At 60.8% G+C, this 18,382-nt stretch carries 23 protein-coding genes; 13 read left to right on the forward strand and 10 right to left on the reverse strand.

Annotated elements, in window-relative coordinates; all coding sequences use genetic code 11:
• Entirely contained in the window at nt 1–780 is a 780-nt protein-coding gene (gene fpr / locus DCO48_RS05705) for a ferredoxin-NADP reductase (protein WP_003222277.1), read from the forward strand.
• Between the two features lie 78 nt (nt 781–858).
• Here the strand turns inward: fpr and tsaA are convergent, their stop codons facing one another.
• The 5 genes from tsaA to rimO form a co-directional block, all read right to left on the reverse strand.
• Nucleotides 859–1,554 carry a tRNA (N6-threonylcarbamoyladenosine(37)-N6)-methyltransferase TrmO gene (gene tsaA / locus DCO48_RS05710; RefSeq protein WP_116549647.1) on the reverse strand — a complete coding sequence of 232 codons (696 nt, stop codon included), beginning with the start codon at nt 1,552–1,554 and terminating at the stop codon, nt 859–861.
• Between the two features lie 7 nt (nt 1,555–1,561).
• Nucleotides 1,562–2,023: a DUF1456 family protein gene (locus DCO48_RS05715; RefSeq protein WP_116549648.1), complete on the reverse strand. Its 462-nt coding sequence runs from the start codon at nt 2,021–2,023 to the stop codon at nt 1,562–1,564.
• Nucleotides 2,024–2,065: 42 nt separating this feature from the next.
• On the reverse strand, nt 2,066–2,776 hold the full coding sequence (locus DCO48_RS05720; RefSeq protein WP_116549649.1) for an rRNA pseudouridine synthase: 711 nt from the start codon (nt 2,774–2,776) through the stop codon (nt 2,066–2,068).
• Between the two features lie 119 nt (nt 2,777–2,895).
• Nucleotides 2,896–3,366, reverse strand: a complete 471-nt coding sequence (locus DCO48_RS05725) for a GNAT family N-acetyltransferase (RefSeq protein ID WP_116549650.1) — start codon at nt 3,364–3,366, stop codon at nt 2,896–2,898.
• 91 nt (nt 3,367–3,457) lie between these two features.
• Complete coding sequence (gene rimO, locus DCO48_RS05730) at nt 3,458–4,783, reverse strand: 30S ribosomal protein S12 methylthiotransferase RimO (RefSeq protein ID WP_116549720.1); 1,326 nt, start codon at nt 4,781–4,783, stop codon at nt 3,458–3,460.
• A 35-nt stretch (nt 4,784–4,818) separates the two neighbouring features.
• Between rimO and DCO48_RS05735 the strand changes: the two genes are divergently transcribed.
• The 6 genes from DCO48_RS05735 to DCO48_RS22920 all read left to right on the forward strand — a co-directional run bounded on the left by DCO48_RS05735 (nt 4,819) and on the right by DCO48_RS22920 (nt 8,346).
• Nucleotides 4,819–6,438, forward strand: coding sequence for a recombinase family protein (locus tag DCO48_RS05735; protein WP_116549651.1), 1,620 nt, complete (start codon nt 4,819–4,821; stop codon nt 6,436–6,438).
• A gap of 70 nt (nt 6,439–6,508) precedes the next feature.
• The gene (locus tag DCO48_RS23170) at nt 6,509–6,763 is read left to right on the forward strand and encodes a DUF1654 domain-containing protein (protein WP_177410592.1); all 255 of its coding nucleotides are present in this window, start codon (nt 6,509–6,511) and stop codon (nt 6,761–6,763) included.
• Between the two features lie 123 nt (nt 6,764–6,886).
• Nucleotides 6,887–7,462 (forward strand): hypothetical protein, encoded by a 576-nt coding sequence (locus tag DCO48_RS05745; RefSeq protein ID WP_116549653.1) that lies wholly within the window; start codon nt 6,887–6,889, stop codon nt 7,460–7,462.
• A gap of 10 nt (nt 7,463–7,472) precedes the next feature.
• On the forward strand, nt 7,473–7,694 hold the full coding sequence (locus DCO48_RS05750) for a hypothetical protein (protein ID WP_116549654.1): 222 nt from the start codon (nt 7,473–7,475) through the stop codon (nt 7,692–7,694).
• Entirely contained in the window at nt 7,691–7,981 is a 291-nt protein-coding gene (locus DCO48_RS05755; RefSeq protein WP_116549655.1) for a hypothetical protein, read from the forward strand. Before DCO48_RS05750 ends, DCO48_RS05755 begins: the two co-directional genes overlap by 4 nt.
• Nucleotides 7,978–8,346 (forward strand): hypothetical protein, encoded by a 369-nt coding sequence (locus DCO48_RS22920; RefSeq protein ID WP_256583976.1) that lies wholly within the window; start codon nt 7,978–7,980, stop codon nt 8,344–8,346. The genes DCO48_RS05755 and DCO48_RS22920 overlap by 4 nt, the downstream gene beginning before the upstream one ends.
• A gap of 51 nt (nt 8,347–8,397) precedes the next feature.
• On the opposite strand, the gene DCO48_RS05765 is transcribed toward DCO48_RS22920, so the two are convergent.
• Complete coding sequence (locus tag DCO48_RS05765) at nt 8,398–9,036, reverse strand: BRCT domain-containing protein (protein WP_116549656.1); 639 nt, start codon at nt 9,034–9,036, stop codon at nt 8,398–8,400.
• Nucleotides 9,037–9,065: 29 nt separating this feature from the next.
• A complete protein-coding gene (locus DCO48_RS05770) occupies nt 9,066–9,785 on the reverse strand; it encodes a LexA family transcriptional regulator (protein ID WP_116549657.1) in 720 nt (239 codons plus the stop codon).
• A gap of 105 nt (nt 9,786–9,890) precedes the next feature.
• Between DCO48_RS05770 and DCO48_RS05775 the strand changes: the two genes are divergently transcribed.
• From DCO48_RS05775 to DCO48_RS05785, 3 genes are all read left to right on the forward strand, one after another.
• On the forward strand, nt 9,891–10,127 hold the full coding sequence (locus DCO48_RS05775; protein ID WP_116549658.1) for a Cro/CI family transcriptional regulator: 237 nt from the start codon (nt 9,891–9,893) through the stop codon (nt 10,125–10,127).
• Nucleotides 10,124–10,759: a hypothetical protein gene (locus DCO48_RS05780; RefSeq protein ID WP_116549659.1), complete on the forward strand. Its 636-nt coding sequence runs from the start codon at nt 10,124–10,126 to the stop codon at nt 10,757–10,759. Before DCO48_RS05775 ends, DCO48_RS05780 begins: the two co-directional genes overlap by 4 nt.
• A gap of 74 nt (nt 10,760–10,833) precedes the next feature.
• Nucleotides 10,834–11,658: a hypothetical protein gene (locus DCO48_RS05785; RefSeq protein WP_256583977.1), complete on the forward strand. Its 825-nt coding sequence runs from the start codon at nt 10,834–10,836 to the stop codon at nt 11,656–11,658.
• A gap of 681 nt (nt 11,659–12,339) precedes the next feature.
• Here the strand turns inward: DCO48_RS05785 and DCO48_RS05795 are convergent.
• The 3 genes from DCO48_RS05795 to DCO48_RS22925 all read right to left on the reverse strand — a co-directional run bounded on the left by DCO48_RS05795 (nt 12,340) and on the right by DCO48_RS22925 (nt 15,505).
• Nucleotides 12,340–12,600: an ogr/Delta-like zinc finger family protein gene (locus DCO48_RS05795; protein ID WP_116549723.1), complete on the reverse strand. Its 261-nt coding sequence runs from the start codon at nt 12,598–12,600 to the stop codon at nt 12,340–12,342.
• A gap of 72 nt (nt 12,601–12,672) precedes the next feature.
• The gene (locus tag DCO48_RS05800) at nt 12,673–13,542 is read right to left on the reverse strand and encodes a phage portal protein (RefSeq protein ID WP_256583982.1); all 870 of its coding nucleotides are present in this window, start codon (nt 13,540–13,542) and stop codon (nt 12,673–12,675) included.
• A complete protein-coding gene (locus DCO48_RS22925; protein ID WP_116549662.1) occupies nt 13,454–15,505 on the reverse strand; it encodes a terminase large subunit domain-containing protein in 2,052 nt (683 codons plus the stop codon). The genes DCO48_RS05800 and DCO48_RS22925 overlap by 89 nt, the downstream gene beginning before the upstream one ends.
• A gap of 171 nt (nt 15,506–15,676) precedes the next feature.
• Between DCO48_RS22925 and DCO48_RS05810 the strand changes: the two genes are divergently transcribed.
• Genes DCO48_RS05810 through gpM form a run of 3 tightly spaced genes read left to right on the forward strand, consistent with a single transcriptional unit; the run spans nt 15,677 to nt 18,358 of the window.
• On the forward strand, nt 15,677–16,594 hold the full coding sequence (locus DCO48_RS05810; protein WP_116549663.1) for a GPO family capsid scaffolding protein: 918 nt from the start codon (nt 15,677–15,679) through the stop codon (nt 16,592–16,594).
• Between the two features lies 1 nt (nt 16,595).
• Nucleotides 16,596–17,618 carry a phage major capsid protein, P2 family gene (locus tag DCO48_RS05815; protein WP_116549664.1) on the forward strand — a complete coding sequence of 341 codons (1,023 nt, stop codon included), beginning with the start codon at nt 16,596–16,598 and terminating at the stop codon, nt 17,616–17,618.
• Nucleotides 17,615–18,358: a phage terminase small subunit gene (gene gpM / locus DCO48_RS05820; protein WP_116549665.1), complete on the forward strand. Its 744-nt coding sequence runs from the start codon at nt 17,615–17,617 to the stop codon at nt 18,356–18,358. The genes DCO48_RS05815 and gpM overlap by 4 nt, the downstream gene beginning before the upstream one ends.
• The last annotated feature ends 24 nt before the right edge of the window (nt 18,359–18,382 follow it).

An 18,382-nucleotide genomic window follows, 5' to 3' on the forward strand; every position in this document is an offset into this window, starting at 1 on the left:
ATGAGCAACATGAACCACGAACGTGTCCTCAGTGTTCACCACTGGAATGACACCCTGTTCAGCTTCAAGTGCACCCGCGATCCGGGCCTGCGCTTCGAGAACGGTCAGTTCGTGATGATCGGCCTGCAACAGCCTAACGGCCGCCCGCTCATGCGTGCCTACTCGATCGCCAGCCCGAACTGGGAAGAGCATCTGGAGTTCTTCAGCATCAAGGTGCCGGACGGCCCGCTGACTTCCCAGTTGCAACACCTGAAGGAAGGTGACGAGATCATCATCAGCAAGAAGCCTACCGGCACGCTGGTACTCGACGACCTGAACCCGGGCAAGCACCTGTACCTGCTCAGCACCGGTACTGGCCTGGCGCCTTTCATGAGCGTCATCCAGGACCCGGAAACCTACGAGCGTTTCGAAAAGGTGATTCTGGTTCACGGTGTGCGTTATGTGAACGAAGTTGCCTACCGCGAGTTCATCACCGAGCACCTGCCACAGAACGAGTTCTTCGGCGAGGCACTGCGTGACAAGCTGATCTACTACCCAACCGTGACCCGCGAGCCGTTCGAGAACCAGGGCCGCCTGACCGACCTGATGCGCAGCGGCAAGCTGTTCAGTGATATCGGTCTGCCACCGATCAACCCGCAGGACGACCGTGCGATGATCTGCGGTAGCCCGAGCATGCTGGACGAAACCAGCGAAGTGCTGGACAGTTTCGGTTTGAAGATCTCGGCGCGGATGCGCGAGCCAGGTGATTACCTGATCGAGCGTGCGTTCGTCGAGAAGTGATCGGCGGGTGGTAAACAAAAAACGCAGGCCTTGGCCTGCGTTTTTTGTGTCTGTGATAAAGCATCGCGGGACGAGGCCTTACAGGTCCTGCACTACTTCCAGTACCCGAATCCGATCCGGCTGCGGGTAATGCCAGCGCACCTGCACATCCCAGAACCGGACCCCGTATACCCGCTCTGGCGGCGGCACCTGGTAAGCCGGGCGCGGGTCCTGGGCCAGGCATTGCTCGATCAGTTCCACCAGTGGCTCGGCCAGGCGCAGCGCGTGCTCGTGAGCCTGGGGCAGGGCGGTTTCGCTCCAGTCCACGGCAATCGCCACAGGTGGCGCGCTGGCCATCTGGTTCTGTGCCTCCGGCACCTGATCGGCATACGGTACGTACGGCTTGATATCCAGCACCGGCGTGCCATCGAGCAGGTCGATCCCCGACAACCACAGCTTGCCGGCCTCCACCTTCTCCAGGCGCACCACCGATTGCCCGATGCCGTTCGGTCGGTGGGTGGCGCGGGTGGCAAACACCCCCATCGAGGTATTACCGCCCAGACGTGGCGGGCGCACCTTCAAGCGCGGCTTGTCCTCCAGCGCCTGGTGGAACAGGAACAGCAACCACACGTGGCTGACCTGCTCCAGCCCGGCCACCGCCTCGCCCTGGTCGAACGGCGGCACCAGCTCCAGCACGCCACGCGCGGCCGGGGCCAGCTGCGGCTGGCGCGGAATGGCGAACTTTTCCTTGAAGCAGGAGCGGACGAAGCCAACCGGCGAGACGTTGTAGCTCATCAGGGCCTCAGCCACGCACTCGCAGGGTCAGGCCCTTGAGGAAGTTGCGCAGCAACTGGTCGCCGCACGGACGGTAGTTGTTGTGCCCGACCTTGCGGAACAGTGCGCTCAGTTCCGGCTTGGTTACCGGGAAGTCTGCCGCCTTGAGAATCGCGTGCAGGTCGTCTTCCTTAAGCTCAAAGGCAACCCGCAGCTTTTTCAGGATGATGTTGTTGGTTACCGGCAGCTCGATCGGCAGCGGCGGACGGCTTTCGTCCTTGCCACGCTTGAAGATCACCAGGCCATCGAGGAAGTGCGCGATGACTTCGTCGGGGCAGCGTACGAAGCCTTCCTCGTCTTCTTTTTTCATGTAGCTGGAGATCTCGGCATCGCCGACCGCAAAGCCGTTGCTGCGGGTGATCTGGGCCAGTTTGGTATCGCTGATGTCCAGCAGGTAGCGCAGGCTGCGCAGTACGTCGTTGTGAATCATGCAAACAATCCTGATAGGGAGGCTTCGCCCGAGTGGCGAGGCTTAGAATTTTTCTTTACTGGCCAGGTAGCGCCACTGCCCGGCAGGCAGCTTGCTCATGGCCACACCGCCAATGCGGATGCGGCGCATGCTGACCACACTCAGGCCAACGCTGGTGCACAGCAGGGCGATCAACCCGGCTGGTGGATTTTTCACCACCAGGCGCAGGCGCGTTTCGTTCTGCCAGCTGGCCTTGACCTTCGGCAGCTCGTTGCCCTTCCAGTTGAAGCCGCGGTTCAGCCGCTCCAGGCCGGTGGCAATGATCTGGCCGCTGACTTCGACCACGTATTCCTGTTCCAGCTTGGCCAGGTCCGAGGTGATCTTGCGCTCGGCGCGCCAGTCCTGGGTGTACACCTGCAGGCCGCTGGCACCCTTTTGCAGCTCGGCCAGGCAGGTCAGTCGGGCGAAGTGGCCCTTGAGCGGGCGGCGCCCTTCGGCGTGGGCCTCGGAGAGGCTCTCGGGGGTCATGCTCAGGCGGCCGGTTTCGCTGTCCTGGTCGGCCAGCTGGTGCAGCAGCAGGGTAACCGGTTCCAGGGCTTCGGCCTTGGCGCCGGGGAGCAGGGCGACCGGCTGGTCGTCGACTTTGAACTGCGGTTCGTCGACGACGGTACCCGCGACGGTGACCCAGCCGCCCTCGATGAACAGCTCGGCCTCCCGTCGGGAACAACCGACCAGTTCGATAAGGCGTTTGGAAAGGCGAATGGGTTCAGACATGACGGTTGCCGTGGCACTGGGAAAGGAGCCCATTGTACCCGCCCGCGACCGGTTAAGCCCGGGCGCATTTGCCCGCAGCGGCCATTCGCCGCAATTTCGGAAGCGACTGACGGCGTCTGTCAGCCAGTTTTTACAGACTGTGTACGAATTTTCCGCATGTGCAGCAGCGGGTAGGGCTTGTCCATGCCGTCGGTGGGTGAGCGGCCGATCACTTCGAAACCTTGCCCGAGGTAGAAGCCCAGCGCCTGCGGGTTCTGTTCGTTAACGTCGAGCTGGTCGGCATTCAGGTGTTCGACGGCGTACTGCAGCAAGTGAGTGCCGATACCCTGGCCGCGGTGTGCGGGGTCGACGAAAAGCATTTCCACACGCCCGGCGGCCACCCCGGCAAAGCCGGTAATGCGCTGTTTGCTGTCGCGACAGCAGATCAGCATCACCGCGTCCAGGTACTGTGCGCGGACCCGCTCACGCAGCAGGCAAATGTAACTGTCGGGCAGGAAATCGTGGGTGGCGCGCACCGATGCTTCCCACACCCGGACCAGTTCGGGGTAATCGCTGAGGTGCGGCGTCTGCACGATCGAGGGCGTGCGCATTGGGCTGTTCTCCTTGGCAATAAGAAGAAACAATAGATGCAAAAAAAAGCCCCGCCAATCACGGCGGGGCTCTATTTTTGCGGCGTACCGATCAGATCGGTTCGGCCCACATGTCGTACTCGTCGGCGTCCACCACGCGGCAGCGGACCTTGTCGCCCGGCTTGAAGCCATGGTCGCCGTCGATGAATACGCTGCCGTCGATTTCCGGCGCATCGAAGAAGCTACGGCCGACCGAACCCTGTTCTTCGACTTCGTCGATCAGTACTTCGATTTCCTTGCCGATGCGCAATTGCAGGCGGGCGGTGCTGATGGCCTGCTGGTGGGCCATGAAGCGATCCCAACGTTCCTGCTTGACGTCGTCCGGCACTTCGTCCAGGCCCAGGTCGTTAGCCGGTGCGCCTTCGACCGGCGAGTACTGGAAGCAGCCGACGCGGTCGAGCTGGGCTTCGCTCAGCCAGTCGAGCAGGTATTGGAAGTCTTCCTCGGTTTCGCCCGGGAAGCCGACGATGAAGGTCGAGCGGATGACCAGTTGCGGGCACTGTTCGCGCCAGTTCTTGATCCGCGCCAGGGTGCGGTCTTCGAAGGCCGGGCGTTTCATCGACTTGAGCACTTTCGGGCTGGCGTGCTGGAACGGAATGTCCAGGTACGGCAGGATCTTGCCGGCGGCCATCAGCGGAATCACGTCGTCGACGTTCGGGTACGGGTACACGTAGTGCAGACGCACCCAGGCGCCCAGGCTGCTCAGTGCTTCGCACAGTTCGAGCATGCGCGTCTTGACCGGGCGGCCGTTCCAGAAGTCGGTCTTGTACTTGACGTCGACGCCATAGGCGCTGGTGTCCTGGGAAATCACCAGGATTTCCTTGACGCCGGCCTTGACCAGGCGCTCGGCCTCGCTCAGCACTTCGCCAACCGGACGGCTGACCAGCTTGCCGCGCATCGACGGGATGATGCAGAAGCTGCAGCTGTGGTTGCAGCCTTCGGAAATCTTCAGGTAGGCATAGTGGCGCGGGGTCAGCTTGATGCCTTGTGGCGGCACCAGGTCGATCAGCGGGTTGTGATCCTGGCGCGGCGGCACGACTTCGTGCACAGCGTTGACCACTTGCTCGTACTGCTGCGGGCCGGTGACCGAGAGCACGCTCGGGTGCACGTCGCGAATGCTGCCTTCTTCGACACCCATGCAGCCGGTGACGATGACCTTGCCGTTTTCCTTGATGGCTTCGCCGATCACTTCCAGCGACTCGGCCTTGGCGCTGTCGATGAAGCCGCAGGTGTTGACCACCACCACGTCGGCGTCCTCGTAGGTAGGCACGACTTCATAGCCTTCCATGCGCAGCTGGGTCAGGATGCGCTCGGAATCGACCAGGGCTTTGGGGCACCCCAACGATATCATTCCTATACGCGGTGGTTTCTCTGTCATCATAGGACGATCCTCATCAGGGTTTTTTCTTTCTAATGGTTAAAAACGGCGCGCGAGTATACAGCTATTTGCGGTTTTCGGATCCTCGGCAGTCGACAGGTAGCAGCGCCGACCGTCAGTTGCAGTACGCGCAAAATTGGGCGGCCAGCAAGGGGCTCGTCCTAGATAGCACTTTGTCCCTGCGGGACGAAGGGCTATCCGCCTATCACGAACGACACGTCAAGCAGGGAGCCCTGGGGGTTTTCCTACAGGCGATCGAGGACGGTCGCATTGCCAGTGGTTCAGTCCTGGTCGTGGAGGGGCTGGACCGACTCAGTCGCGCGGAGCCGCTACAGGCCCAGGCCCAGTTGGCCCAGATCATCAATGCCGGCATCACGGTGGTGACGGCGAGCGATGGCCGGGAATACAACCGGGCTGGGCTGAAGTCCCAGCCCATGGACCTGGTGTATTCGCTGCTCGTCATGATTCGCGCTCATGAGGAGTCGGATACCAAGAGCAAGCGAGTGAAGGCGGCCATTCGCCGCCAGTGCGAGGGCTGGACGGCCGGGACATTCCGAGGGCTGATCCGAAATGGCAAGGACCCGCAATGGGTCCGCTGGGCTGGTGACGCCTGGGAGTTGATCCCTGAGCGAGTGGCGGCGGTTCGGCGTGCTCTGGAGTTATATAAACAGGGGATGGGAGCTGGCCGAGCTGCCAACGTCATGCACCAGGAGGGGCATGAGCTGACTGATTGGGGAGTGTCCGGACTGCAGATTTATCGGCTGATAAAGCTGCCCGCGCTGCGGGGGGCCAAGCGGTTGAGCGTCGATGGCGAGGACTACGAGCTGGATGACTATTACCCCAGGATCCTCACCGATGTGGAGTGGGGCGAACTGCAGCACCTCGCAAGCCAGCGTCACCGCCGGCGCGGCCACGGGGAAATCCCTGGAATCGTAACCGGTGTGGGTTTGGCCTATTGCGGGTACTGCGGTACCGCCCTGGTAGCGCAGAACCTCATGAACCGGAAGCGGAAAGACGGAACGATGGCCGATGGTCACCGCCGATTGCACTGCACCTCCTACAGCAAAAACGGCGGATGTTCAGCCGGCGGTAGCTGCAGCGTCGTCCCGGTCGAGCGTGCCCTTATGAACTTCTGTTCGGATCAGTTCAATTTGCAGCGGTTGCTGCAGGATGGTGATCGTGGAAGTGGGCTGCATCACCAGGTGATCGCGGCCCGGGCAGAGGTCGATAAACTTACTGGCCAGCTTGCCAAGGTGACCGATGCCCTCCTTGCGGACGACAGCGGGGCGGCGCCCTTGGCGTTCGTCCGCAAGGCACGAGAGCTTGAGCAGCGGCAGAATGAAGCCGAACACAGGCTGAAGGACCTGGAGTACCAAGTAGCGGCGCTTTCCAGCGTTGCCCGTCCTGCTCACGCTGAGCGCTGGAGTGAGCTTGCGGCTGAGGTCGAGGCAGGCGACTTTAATGCCCGGGAGCAGGTACGTCAGCTTGTCCTGGACACGTTCGAGCGGATCGTCATCTACATGCGGGGGGTGGGCGCGTCCGACCGCTCCAGTCGCACGATCGATGTTCAGCTACTCTCGCGTACCGGCCAGCATCGATTGCTGAAGATCGATCGGCGGAGTGGGGCATGGGTAGCGAGCGAGGACTGGAGTTAGCTGGTGGCATATTGCCTTCCGCGAGTGGGAATTTATACTGTATGCCTGTACAGTGCTTATGGATCAGCTTATGTCTATTTCTCCCAGCTTCCCCACCCTCTCTCGCTTCGAGCAACTTGCTCGGCGTATTCACCGCCAAGTGAATAGCTGCGCCGCCCAGCATAGGCGACGAACGGTGATATCTCGCTTACCTGGGGAGCGTATGGACGATTGGGACAAGCTACTTGACCAGTTGGAGGTCGAGGAGAGCGTGCGCTTGACACCTTTAGATGGTGGGTCGATTCAGCTGTCCTGGACCAACCAGCACCGCTGCCATTCAGTATAAAATTACTTCCGGTTAATTTTATGTTACTCGCGGTATTGCTTGTTATGATTACCTGCGGTTAATCTATCGTTTTGAGGGGCTGAGTGCTGTCGCGCTGCTCCTTCTATTTCGGAGATCAATCGCATGCAAACCCTTCCACTACAACATCACCTGTCGCTAGCCAGCAGTCGCGCGCTGGCCCACCAAGTCGTACTAAATGGCACCTTCGATCACGATCTCATTGACGGCGTTACAGGGGCTGTCTGCGGCCTAGTCCGGGTCGTTGTTGAACAGTGCCAGAAGGGGCTAATTGCGCGGGTCGAGTTGAGCGGTTCCGTCAACACAATCACATTTGCCAGACGACCAGATAACAGCATGCGCCTCACCAGGTTTATCGAGTCGCTGGCGAATGGTGTCGACCTCCCAATTGACCTTCCTGAGGTGGACGAGTTTTTGCTTGTGAGCGAGTTGGAGTCGATGCTGCGTTGTGCTGTCCGTGAGCGTCGGGGTACCTACTACCTGCCTGTTGACGGAGTCGAAGGTCTGGCACTGTTACTTCGGCAGAGCGCTTGTGACCCCAAACGCGCAGCGTTTCGATTCGAGCTGGCGGGGGGCGGCTTAACCATGCCAGTGTTGCTTCCGAGCGATCGCACCCTGGCCTACGAACTTTTGAACGGCTGCGTTCAAGAGTTTGTCGCCAATTACCGCACTGCGGCTTGAGGGAGTGGGTATGACTATTCAAATCGTGCTACCCGGTAAAGTCCAAGTGCAATTGGAAACAGCCATTCGTCACTACCGCAATGCTGCTGCCGCGCTGGGTGAGGCCGTCCAGTCTGAAGCTTGGGACAGGATCTATGCTCTTCAGAGTAATCGGGATCTGCAAGCTCACACCATCGCCTTGATCGTCAACGGTACGCCTATCAGCTTTGTCGCAGAAGGGGGGCAGGCATGATTGGTATCCCGAAAACTGGTGCGCTTGAACACGGCTGCATCAGTGCCAACGTTTCTACTGGCTATCGCTTCACAACCGCAGATGGTCGACCTGCGCGTCTGGCTATCATCGATGATCAGGGCAACGTGGTCGAGGCCGGGGAGGCTGTTGCACAAGAAGCCTGGAACGTCTGCATTGCTGTCATCAAGAATTTCAAGATCGGACAGGGCCACATCATCGTGCACAGCTCCCCTCCCGGGATCGAGAGCTCCGGGGCTTCAAGCCGCAAGCGCAAGGCTGCGCGATGAGCATCGAATCTGACGAAATGGTTACTCTACCACGTGCTTGGTTGGCTGCTTACCTTGAGAATGATGGAGGCTCGGTTGAGGTAAATGGCGAGCGGACTTCTCTTTGGGAGTTGCTTAGCAACGCAGTCGCCGAGCCACCCCGAGGGCATGTAGAAGAGTCGGAAGTCGTAGACTTTGATATAGTACGTCTGAGTGCCGATCGCTATGATTGGCTCCGTCTACATGCCGTTCGCATCCAAGGAAGCCAAATCTGGTACCAAGGCGAAGCTCTAGATATCCGCGTCGATATAGGTCGGGAACATATGGCCGAGAAGGCCAAGCCCATTCGGGAGAGCGAGCTGCTGCTCAGTCGTGAAGCTGATTAAAAGCTTCCGGACAGCGGAGGCCGCTGTCCGGAAAGCAGACCGATGTAATCTCTACCCCAGCAGTACTCGCTGCCAGTAATCTTCCCCGATTATCGCAATGGGTGTTCCTTGCTCGCGCAACTCGACGGCTCGCAAGATCTTGGTGCCGTAACTGCTGTGCAGCCATTGCTCATTGCCAATGCTGCCGACTACCAGGTAGTGCACTTTCTTGCTTACACCCGAGCCGATATCAGCCCCGCGCTCTTTCACCAAGCGCTCGCATTCACGACGAGGGCCAAAGGCCATTGTTCCAGTGAAGACGAACATACGACCTTCACAGACGATCTCTGGCTCTGGTCGATTAAGTGGCAGGGGGTTGGGGCTGCTGTAGGCAGTGGCTGATGCGGTTGTGCCCGTGATGCCAGCGAATCCGCGCAGCGTATCAAGCAGCTCCGCAGACTCTTCGGCATCCAGTACTCCGTCCTGCAGCATCATATTGATACGTTGATACAGTAAGTTGATCACCGGGTCATCCAGGTGAGCCAGTTGTGTATCGATCCACTGGCGCAGGAAACGCGCTTCATCGATGGTCACGACACCATCAGCTGCGATGCCTGCGGCCAAGCCGGCTAATACGTCAGCTCCTCTGCGGTCCATGCGGGCAGCATGGAAGAAGCGGCTATTTTCAAACTCTTTGTGCAGATCGGTCATTGTTTGCAGTTCCATTGCATAAGAGAAGGTCAGAGCCCAGTGATCTTGGCGTCGATCACTCGGCCGATAATCTCCCAAGTGTCGTCTAGGACGACGGTTTGATAGTCGGAGTTCAGCGGAACCAAGTAGCCGACTCCGGCGTCCTGAACATACTGCTTGAAGGTCGATTCGCCGGTGTTGGTATCCAGTGCGATGTAGAACTTGCCGCTGACCAGCTCGAAGCCTTCAGGGCGGACTAGAATCGGGGTGCCTGGCGGAAAACTTGGAGGTGTGTCAGAGGTCATCGACTTACCTCTCACTTCCAGCCAGTAGCCGTTGGGACCAGCGTTTTCGGTGCTACCCAGCCATTCCTCTGCGACACCGGTGGGGTGAGACATTGAAGACTCAATGCGGTCCCCTGCAACAACCCAAGTCAGCAGCGGGTACTCCTTCGTCTCCCTGTGCGGTTGGGGCATCGACGCAACATTAGATGGGTCGGTCGTAGCCACCATGCCAGAGATCTCTGCAGCGAGACGTGGGCTAAAAGCATCTACAGGTTCGTCCAGCAGGCGTGCGAGGGCCGCAGCAAAGCGCACATTCAGGGCATTTTTGCCGCTGAAGTAGTGTGCAACTGCTGCTGGGGATACACCAATTTCGTCGGCAATTTTCTTCTGGCTCAACCCAAGCGCATTTTTCTTCAGCAAGAAGAGGTCATGGGCTGCCTGGCATTCAGCGAGCAAGTCGGGTGGGAGGAGCTTTTTCTTCGTCATGAGCGAACTATAAACCGTTAGTTAATCAAGGGTGATTTACCTGCGGTATTGATATGTGTGATTACTTGCGGTTAATATCTCCGGTACACGCCGGAGGTGCTTGCTATGAATTCCATCCCATTACCAGATCTGGTTGCTCAGAAAGGGCAAGCTGCGGTTGCTGAGGCATTTGGCGTAAGCCCCGCAGCTATTCATAAGGCGGTGCGGTCTGGACGAAAGATCGTCGTCACGATTCATGAAGACGGAACGTATACCGGGGAGGAAACCCGTGCGTTCCCTTGTCATGACAGCCCTCGGTCGCCTCAGGGGCCTGGGCAGGTTAAGACGCCGAGCCCCCTATGAACACGTCCAATCCTCGACACCACCTGGTTTCCCGCGACCAGGTACTGGTGGCGCACGCCGCCGACATGATCGCTCGCACGGGGTTTAGCCAAGACCATTTCGCCCAGGCGCTCAGCGAGCACCTGCACGGGCTGGTGCCCGCTAAGGCGATCGCCAAGGATGTGCCCGACTTCCAAATAATTGCCCAGGGCAACGACTCCGAGGCCTTCCTGAAGGCTTCCGGCGCGTGGTTGCGCCGCGTCGGGCGGTGGTTGAGCGGTGAGGTCGACCTGCCCAGTTGGATCGAGGAGGCCTGGGTGGAGGCGTTGGAAGACGACTTCCAGGAACGTTGCATCAACGAGCTGGCCAGCCGTCATGGCCTGTCTGGTGCTCGAGCACTGGCGGGTGATGCCAACCCTGTCGGCGTGTTTGGCCAACTGGTGGCTCGCATGGGCCGCACTGTTACGCTGGGCAGTGAAATCCTGGAGGACGGTCGGATCGACGCCGGTGATCTGGAGAAGCTTCCAGAGTTCGTTGAGAGCTTGCGTTCTGCAGAAGCACGCTGCAGTGAGCTTCGCACGCGGGCCGAGGAGATCATGCGCACGCAACCGCGGTTGAAGGCGGTAGGTGACCAGGTGACGCCTGGCCTGTGAGTTCTCCACGCGAAACACCTGGCAATCAAGCTGCAGGCCGCTCTGGAAATGGGCGGCCTGCCGCTGTGCGCCGTTTGGACAAGAAGAACCCCCACGCCGCGTTGCACGCGCCTATCCGGCCCGACCGGTACGCGGAACCGCGCAAGCTCAGTGGCGATCAGCTCAAGAAGCCCCTGATCCGTAAGGCTTTCTGGCGCCTGAGCCGCATCGGCGAGCTGCGCGGGCGATACCTGCGTCAGTTGGACACCATCCATGGCGGCCGGCGCACCAGGTCCGAGAAGTTCGACGCCCTGGCGCGTGTCGCGGAGCAACTGCTAGTCCGGATGGATCTGGCCACTGGGGTGCTCGGCTGGCTCGACGTTGAGCAGGGTCGGTACTTCCTCAACACCCAGTGCGGTGTTGCCGAGGACAGCGGAATCTCCGCCTCGATCCTCAACCGCCTCATGCACAGCCTGGACAAGGCCGGCTACGTCTATCGACGGATCGAGCGGGTCCGGCTCGATGAAAAGGACGAGGCCGGCCTGAACCTGGTGCGCACTCGCGTCCTGGTGCGATTCACCGAGGACTTTTGGGCCGACCTGGGCCTGAGGTTCGAATGGCACAGGGCAAAGAAGTCGGCTATCAAGCGTCGCGACCAGGAACTGCGGGCCGTTGCAATGGCCCGGGTTGCGCGTCAGGAGAAGGCCTCCCTTGAAGAGTTAAACCGGCAGGTGAGTCGACGCCGCTGGCAGGAGAGCGAGGCGCGCAAGGTCCCCCCTGTGTCACAGGCAGCACTACCCAGTGGGTCAGGGCCACCACCCACCCTGAAACCGCCAGAGCGCTCTGCTGCGGGCCCCGAGGACGTCACACGATCCATGGCCCGCCTGCTCGAAAGCGCCAAGGCCAAGAAAACCACGTAACACCCTCTTATCGCAGCTACCTGCGAGGCCAGCCTCTGCCTGGTCCCTCAAATCCCCACGTAATTCCCCTGCTCGCCATGGCTACTCAGTGGCCACTATCGGCGTGCGCACCCATTTTTCTCCTGCTGCGCCCTATGTTGCCGGCGGCCCACCCGGGGCGCCGGCAGGCTGTTGTATTAAATGGAATTTTATCCCCCCATCAGTACCCCCAGAGGGTTAAAAAAAGAGCCTTTCGTGGTGTTTGGTCTGTCGCAAGTAGGGAACATGATGATGCCTTCGCCCAAGGGCTCAGCTCGCTGCGCTCGGCTCTTTACCATCGTGGGCTGCTAGCCCACACCCAGGCAGGGCAAGTGCCCTGCACCCAAGCCGCCACGCCTGCACGATGTGCCGGCGTGCCATTAGATCAAGAGCAGGTAATCAGGCGCGGCCGGTGACGATGTTGCTTGGGCGATTGGCGCACGCGGGCGGGCTGGAGCGGGGCTGCTCGTCCTGCAGGGCACGGCATTGGCGAGAGATCGGCCGCTTCGCGGGTATCGCCGCGCCGAAATTACGGATCTCACCGGCAACCGTGCAGGCGGCTATCATGCCTGCGTTGCAGGCATCCGGCGGCGCGTTGGAGGTTTGGGAGGGAAGTGCCCGCTGGGGGCACTTGAGGACGGCGGGATCGAGGAGGGGAGGGGACTAAATGCCTGGGGCGACGCCGAGTTCCAGGAGCAGCGCCTTTTGGCGTTCTGGCGGTAGGCTTCGGATACAGTCCATCAGCAACGTGTCGTGGCGTTGCGCCGGCGGTCGCAATGTATGCTTGAAAGTCAGCTCTGATACCCAGGTGTGCCCACACTCAGCGTTCAGGCACTGGCAGTAGAGCTTTACGTACTGGGGTGTGATCTCGTCCCGCGAGCTGATCCGGCCCTTATGGGTACAAGCTGTGCAACTGATCCTCATGATTTCCCCCGCCATTTTCGATGCCATCATTATGCCGTCTTAGTCGACGACGATCATCACGTTACTGTGTTTTTATTCAGTGTTTTCGCCGAATTCCGGCCTTTCTTTCCAACTGAATTGCCGGTCGGGTCGCAGGCATTGATTGGCCTGGCTGAACAGCTGGCAGATCGGCAGGATTTCGTTGCTGGTGTAGACGCGATCGATCTTCTCGATGTCGCCGAAGCCGCCCGTGTTCTCGGGAATGATCCCGGCTAGGGCGGGGTTCATCCGCCAGGCGGCGATCACGTCGTTCCTGGTGATGTTCTTCACCTTCTCCAGCTCATCCTTCGCCTGGAAGTCGCCGATCGGAATGATCTTGATCGCGTTTTCCGCGCCGCCCGGGATGTTCACGAACATCGAGCGGAAGTTGCCGACGCCCTTGCTCGCGCTGATCTGCGCGCGCAGTTCGTTCTCGTCCTCCTCGGTCATGTCCGGGTCGTTGGTGTAGAAGATGTAGCCGGCGTGCGCGCCGTTGCTGTAGTAGCGGCGGCGGAACAGGGTGGCGGCCTCGTTTAGCAGCAGCGCCTGCAGGCCGCCCAGGTAGTCGGGGATGCCGTAGATGTTCTGCTCGACGTCGTAGTCCATGACGTGCTCGATCTCGTCCTGGTCGAAGTCGACGAACTTGTTGTCCGGGAGCAGCATCCGGTACCCGCCCTCGACCTTGACCCGCATGTTGATGGCCATCAGGTGTTGCAGCTCCAGGATCTGCCCGAACGAGTTCGGGACCCGGTAGAAGTACGCTTCCCCGAACACCATGTAGTCGAGCGCGGCCTTAGCCATGGTCTGGGCGCTGCAGCCCTCGGACGGCACGAATTCACGCAGTAGCAGGTTGCGCTTGAACTTCGGAATGGCGCCGTGGTGCGCGTTGGCGCGCAGCAGCTTGGCCAGGCCTGCCCGCGACACTGGTGGCTTGTAGATCTCGCCGTCGTCGCTGGGGAACACGCCCAGGTACTCGCCGATGTTGCCGGTCAGTACCTGCTCCGGCGCTCCGAAGGTGAACATCCTGGTGGGCTGTTGCGACCGCGCCGGCGGCGCGGCCTTGGGTGCTCTGTGTCGTTTGGGCATTGGTTACGCTCATGATGTAGCGGCTGCTGCGCCGCTTGTTGGTGTTCAGGGGCTCGTTGTAGAGGGCGTGCATGATCGACCAGGCGATGTCCGCGTGGCCGGTGGCCTCGGTTCTGGACGCGCTGTAGGTGATCTGGCCGCCGTTGGTGGTACCGCGCTTGATTGTCAGGAAGGCCTGGGCGATGTCGGTCCAACCAGCCTCCCACTCGATCCTGCCCGCCTGGATGACGTCCTGGGCCTTGAGCACCAGCCTGGTCTTGGTCTCCAGGCTGTAGTGGATCTGCATGACCCGTGGGTAGAAGTCCTTGACCAGGTCGTAGACGCCATATCCGACGCCGGTGGTGTCGATGCCGATGTGCTGGACGTTGAAGCGCTCGGTGATCTTCTTGACCTGGGCGGCCTGGAACGTGAATGACTGGCCTCGCCAGCTGTGCTTTTCCAGGATGCGGAACTTACCGCCGGGCTCGTCCGGAGGGGCGACCACGACGCAGGTCGCGTCGTCCCGGGTACGGCTTGGGTCGTAGCCTACCCATACCGGCCTGTTGCCGAACGGGCGGTCGTCGTCCGGCAAGAAATCGTCCCACAAGGTGAGGTCGGAGTAGCAGTTCTCCAGGTCCTTGAGGCCGAATGCGCTCTGCGTGCTGTCGATGAACTTGCAGTAGAACAGCTGCTGGAATTTGTCGTCGTCGTACTCCAGCTGCAGTTGCTCGACGTCGAACAGATCGCATCCGCCGTCGATCGCGTCGTCCAGGGTGATCGTCTTGCGCCACTGGCCGTCCGGGCACAGCGCGCCCTGCGTGTAGGCGGATTCTTCTGGCCAGTTGCCGGCGATCTTCTTGCCGCGCTTGCTGTTGCGGAATGCCTCGCCGGTCCAGAATGGATAAGCCTGGTGCGATACCGCGCTGGGCGTGGAGAAGTAGGTTTTACGCCACTTCTTGTGCGTGCCCATGGCGCTGGCCACTGTGCTCAGCTTCTCGAAGTCGCGGATCCAGAAATATTCGTCGACGTAGACGTGGCCGTGATAGCCCTGGGCGGTGCTGCTGTTGGTGCTGAGGAAGCGCAGCTCGGCGCCGTTGCTGAGGATGATTGGGTTGCCGGTGAGCTCGATGTTGAACCAGGACTTGGCGAAGCCAATGATGTAGCTGCGGAAAATCTCCGACTGGGCACGGCTCGCCGACAGGAACACTTGGTTGTCGCCAGTCAGCACGGCGTCCATGAAGGCCTCGCCGGCGAAGTAGTAGGTCAGGCCGACCTGGCGCGACTTGAGGATGTTCCGGATCCGGCGGGTGAGCGGATTCTGCTTAGCCTCGAACAGCTCCCGCTGGTAGCGGTACATCTTGGAAATGAACTTGTCCAAGAAGTCGACTTCGGTCAGTTGGCTGATGTCGTTCTTCTGGACCTTCTCGCGCTTTTTCCCCTTGCCGCCCCGGCGCTCGCGCTGGCCGTCGTCCTGGTGCTGTCGGCTTTCGGGTTCCTCGCCGGCGTTTGCGTCCCTGGACGGCGCCGGCGCGGGTTTGCTGGACTGCTTGATAAGGCGCTCGCGCAGGGTCGTCAGGCGCTCCAGCTCGTCCAGCTCACCCTTCGTCAGCGGTTCGGTCTTCTCCAGAATGAGTGTGATCCGCCGGCTGACTGCGGTCACCGGTTCTTCGTCCGTCAGCATCTCGTCCCACGATCCCTGGCGGATCCAGTAGTAAATGATGCGGACGTTCGGGAGCTTGAGCTGCGCCTGGATCTCCTTCACCGATGCACGGCGCAAGTAGAGGCGTTTGGCAGCTTCCTTGACTTCGATCGAATAGTTCATGGCCCGCAGTCTATGCGGCGATCAGCAGCGAAACGCCCGGAAAAATTCCGCGTTTCTCCTAGATTCGGAAAGTAGGAAACACCCGGAATCAAAGCGTTTGGCCGGGTTGTTTCCGGTGCCTATGGTGGTGGCCTCTGACCCCATCGACCACCACTGAGCGCCGTCCCGACCATGCCCCGATCCCTTGTCTCCTACTGGAAGCGCGTAGCCGTCAGCGGCCCGACCGTTGATGGTCGCGAGATCCTTCCCCAGGAACTGCGCGACATGGCGGAAACGTATGACCCTGCGCTCTACACGGCGGTCATCTGGTACGAGCACGAACGCTGCTATGGCGCGTTTGGCACCGTCTACGCAGTTCGGCTCGTTGAGAAGGCCGACGACCTTGAGGAGGGGGCGCTGGCGTTGGAGGCGCAGCTGAAGCCGAACGACAAACTTCTGCGCCTCAACGACATGGGCGAAAAGCTGTTCTCCAGCATCGAAATCGACCCGAACTTCCGGGGCCGTGGCAAGGCTTACCTACGCGGTATCGCCGTGACCGACGAGCCGGCCAGCGTCGGCACCCAGGAACTCTACTTTTCGGCCAAGACCGGCAAGCACACCTATTTCGCCGCCTCTCAGGAGCTGGGGCCGTTTGAGGACGAGCCGAAGGGCGAAATCGGCAAGCTGGCCAACCTCCTCACCAAGCTCTTCAAGCGCTTCGCGGCCGACGAAGACACCACCGCAACCGAACCCAACCCAACCGAGAGCAAACCCCCAATGGATGAAGCTACCGCTACGGCCTTGAAGGCCCTGCTGGCTCAACTGCTCGTCGTCGCCGCCGGTATTCAGGCCGTGATCGAGCCTGCCGCCGAAGAAGCCCCCGAGCCCGAGCAAGAACCGATCGACGACGTCCAGACCGCGGTCGATGAAATCGTCGCCACCGCCGAGGAGCAGCGCGAGTTCGCCCGCAAAGGTGGCGGAAACAAGGCCGTTCTGACCGCATTGGAGAAGCTGCAAAAGCAATTCAACGCGCTGCAGAATGCCCCGGCCGGCCGTCAACTGCCGCGCACCTCCGGCCCTGCCAAAACCCCATCGAAGCGGGTGCTCTGACATGGCCCGTTCCCTGAGCGCTTACGGCGCCAAGATGTTCGCCGAGCTGCAGCTCGCGCTGGCCGAGAGCTACGGCGTCGACCTGGTCAGCCAGACCTTCAGCGTCGATCCGAGCATTGCCCAAGAACTCAACGATGCGATCACCGCGAAGGCCGACTTCCTGGAGCGGATCAACGTCGTCCCGGTGTCCGAGATCAAGGGCGAGAAGGTCTTCATTGGTACCAATGGGCCGGTGACTGGCCGTACCAATACCAAGACCACCGACCGTGAGGCGAAGGACGCCTCTGCGCTGGATAACAACCAATACGAGCTGCATCCGACCGAGTCGGACGTGGGCCTGGCTTACGCGAAAATCGATGCCTGGGCGAAGTTCCCCGACTTCCACCAGCGCTATTCCGCTGCAGTGCAAAAACAGATTGCCCTGGATCGCATCATGGTCGGCTTCCACGGGACCCACGCGGCCCCGCAGACCGATATCACCCAATATCCACTGCTCCAGGACGTCAACAAGGGCTGGCTGCAGCAGTTGCGCGAACAAGCGCCGCAACAGGTGATGAAAGAAGGTCAGGCGGGCTCCGGCAAAGTGACCATGGGCGCCGGCGGCGACTACGCCAACCTTGATGCCCTGGTGCACGACGCCAAGCAGTTGGTGGACGAGCGTCTGCGCGAGAACGGCGACTTGGTCGCGATCATCGGTTCGGACCTGCTCGCGGCCGACAAGGCCAAGCTGTACAGCAAGCAGGGCGACACCCCGACCGAGAAAGAGCGCATTGAGCTGGCTCAGGTTATCGCCACCTATGGCGGGCTGCCGGCGTACAGCGTGCCGAACTTCCCGGTGGACGCCACGCTGGTCACCAGCTTCGACAACCTGTCGATTTACTACCAGGACTCCAGCTGGCGTAAGCAGACCGTCGACAACCCGAAACGCTCGCGCATTGAGGACTACAACAGCCGCAATGAGGGCTACGTGATCGAGCAGCTGGAAAAAATCGGCCTGATCGAGAACGTCGAGGTGCTGAAGTGAGCCTTGCTCTGGCGCACAAGCGCCGGATCCTCGCGGGAGGCGTGGCCGCCCTGGCTGCTGCCACCGCCGCCGATGCGCTGCCTTACTCCCCAGGCGAGGCCCTGAACAGCCCCGCGAATGCCCGTAAGCACACGGCCTTGATGGAGGCGGCCCTAGATCAGGATCTGGCTCGCCTCAGCGACATGTCTGGCCGCAATGCCGCCCGACAGGATTTGAAGCGCGACGAGCTGTTGCCCAAGTACGACGACTACATCCAGCGCTACCTGCAGTCCGGCCTGGTCTTCCCGAACCGTGTCCTGGTGCAGGTCATGATCTGGCTGTTCGACACCGCCCAGCTCGATGATGCCCTGGCGTTGGCGGACATCGCGATCGAGCAAAAGCAGGTCATGCCGGAAGGCTTCAAGCGTCGGGATATCCAGACGTTTGTCGCCGATGCGGTGCTCGAATGGGCCGAACAGGAGCACCAGCAGCGCCGCAGTCCCGAGCCGTACCTGTCGGACCTGGTGCATCGCGTCGATGGCGAGTGGGTCGTCCCGGAGCAGGTCCAGGCCAAGTACCACAAGCTGATCGGGATCAGGGCCATGGAGGCCCAGCCCAAGGAATGGGCCACCGCACTGCTGCACCTGGAGCGAGCCAACGAGTTGTACCCGAAATCCGGCGTTGGTACGCGCATCGATAACTGCCGCAAGGCGCTGCGCAAGGCTGAAACCGCGCAAGCGGCCGCCGCCGGCACCCCATAACGACTACCCCCCCAGCGGGAACCC

Origin of the sequence: Pseudomonas sp. SDI, from assembly GCF_003105155.1 — a bacterium.
Lineage (GTDB): Bacteria > Pseudomonadota > Gammaproteobacteria > Pseudomonadales > Pseudomonadaceae > Aquipseudomonas.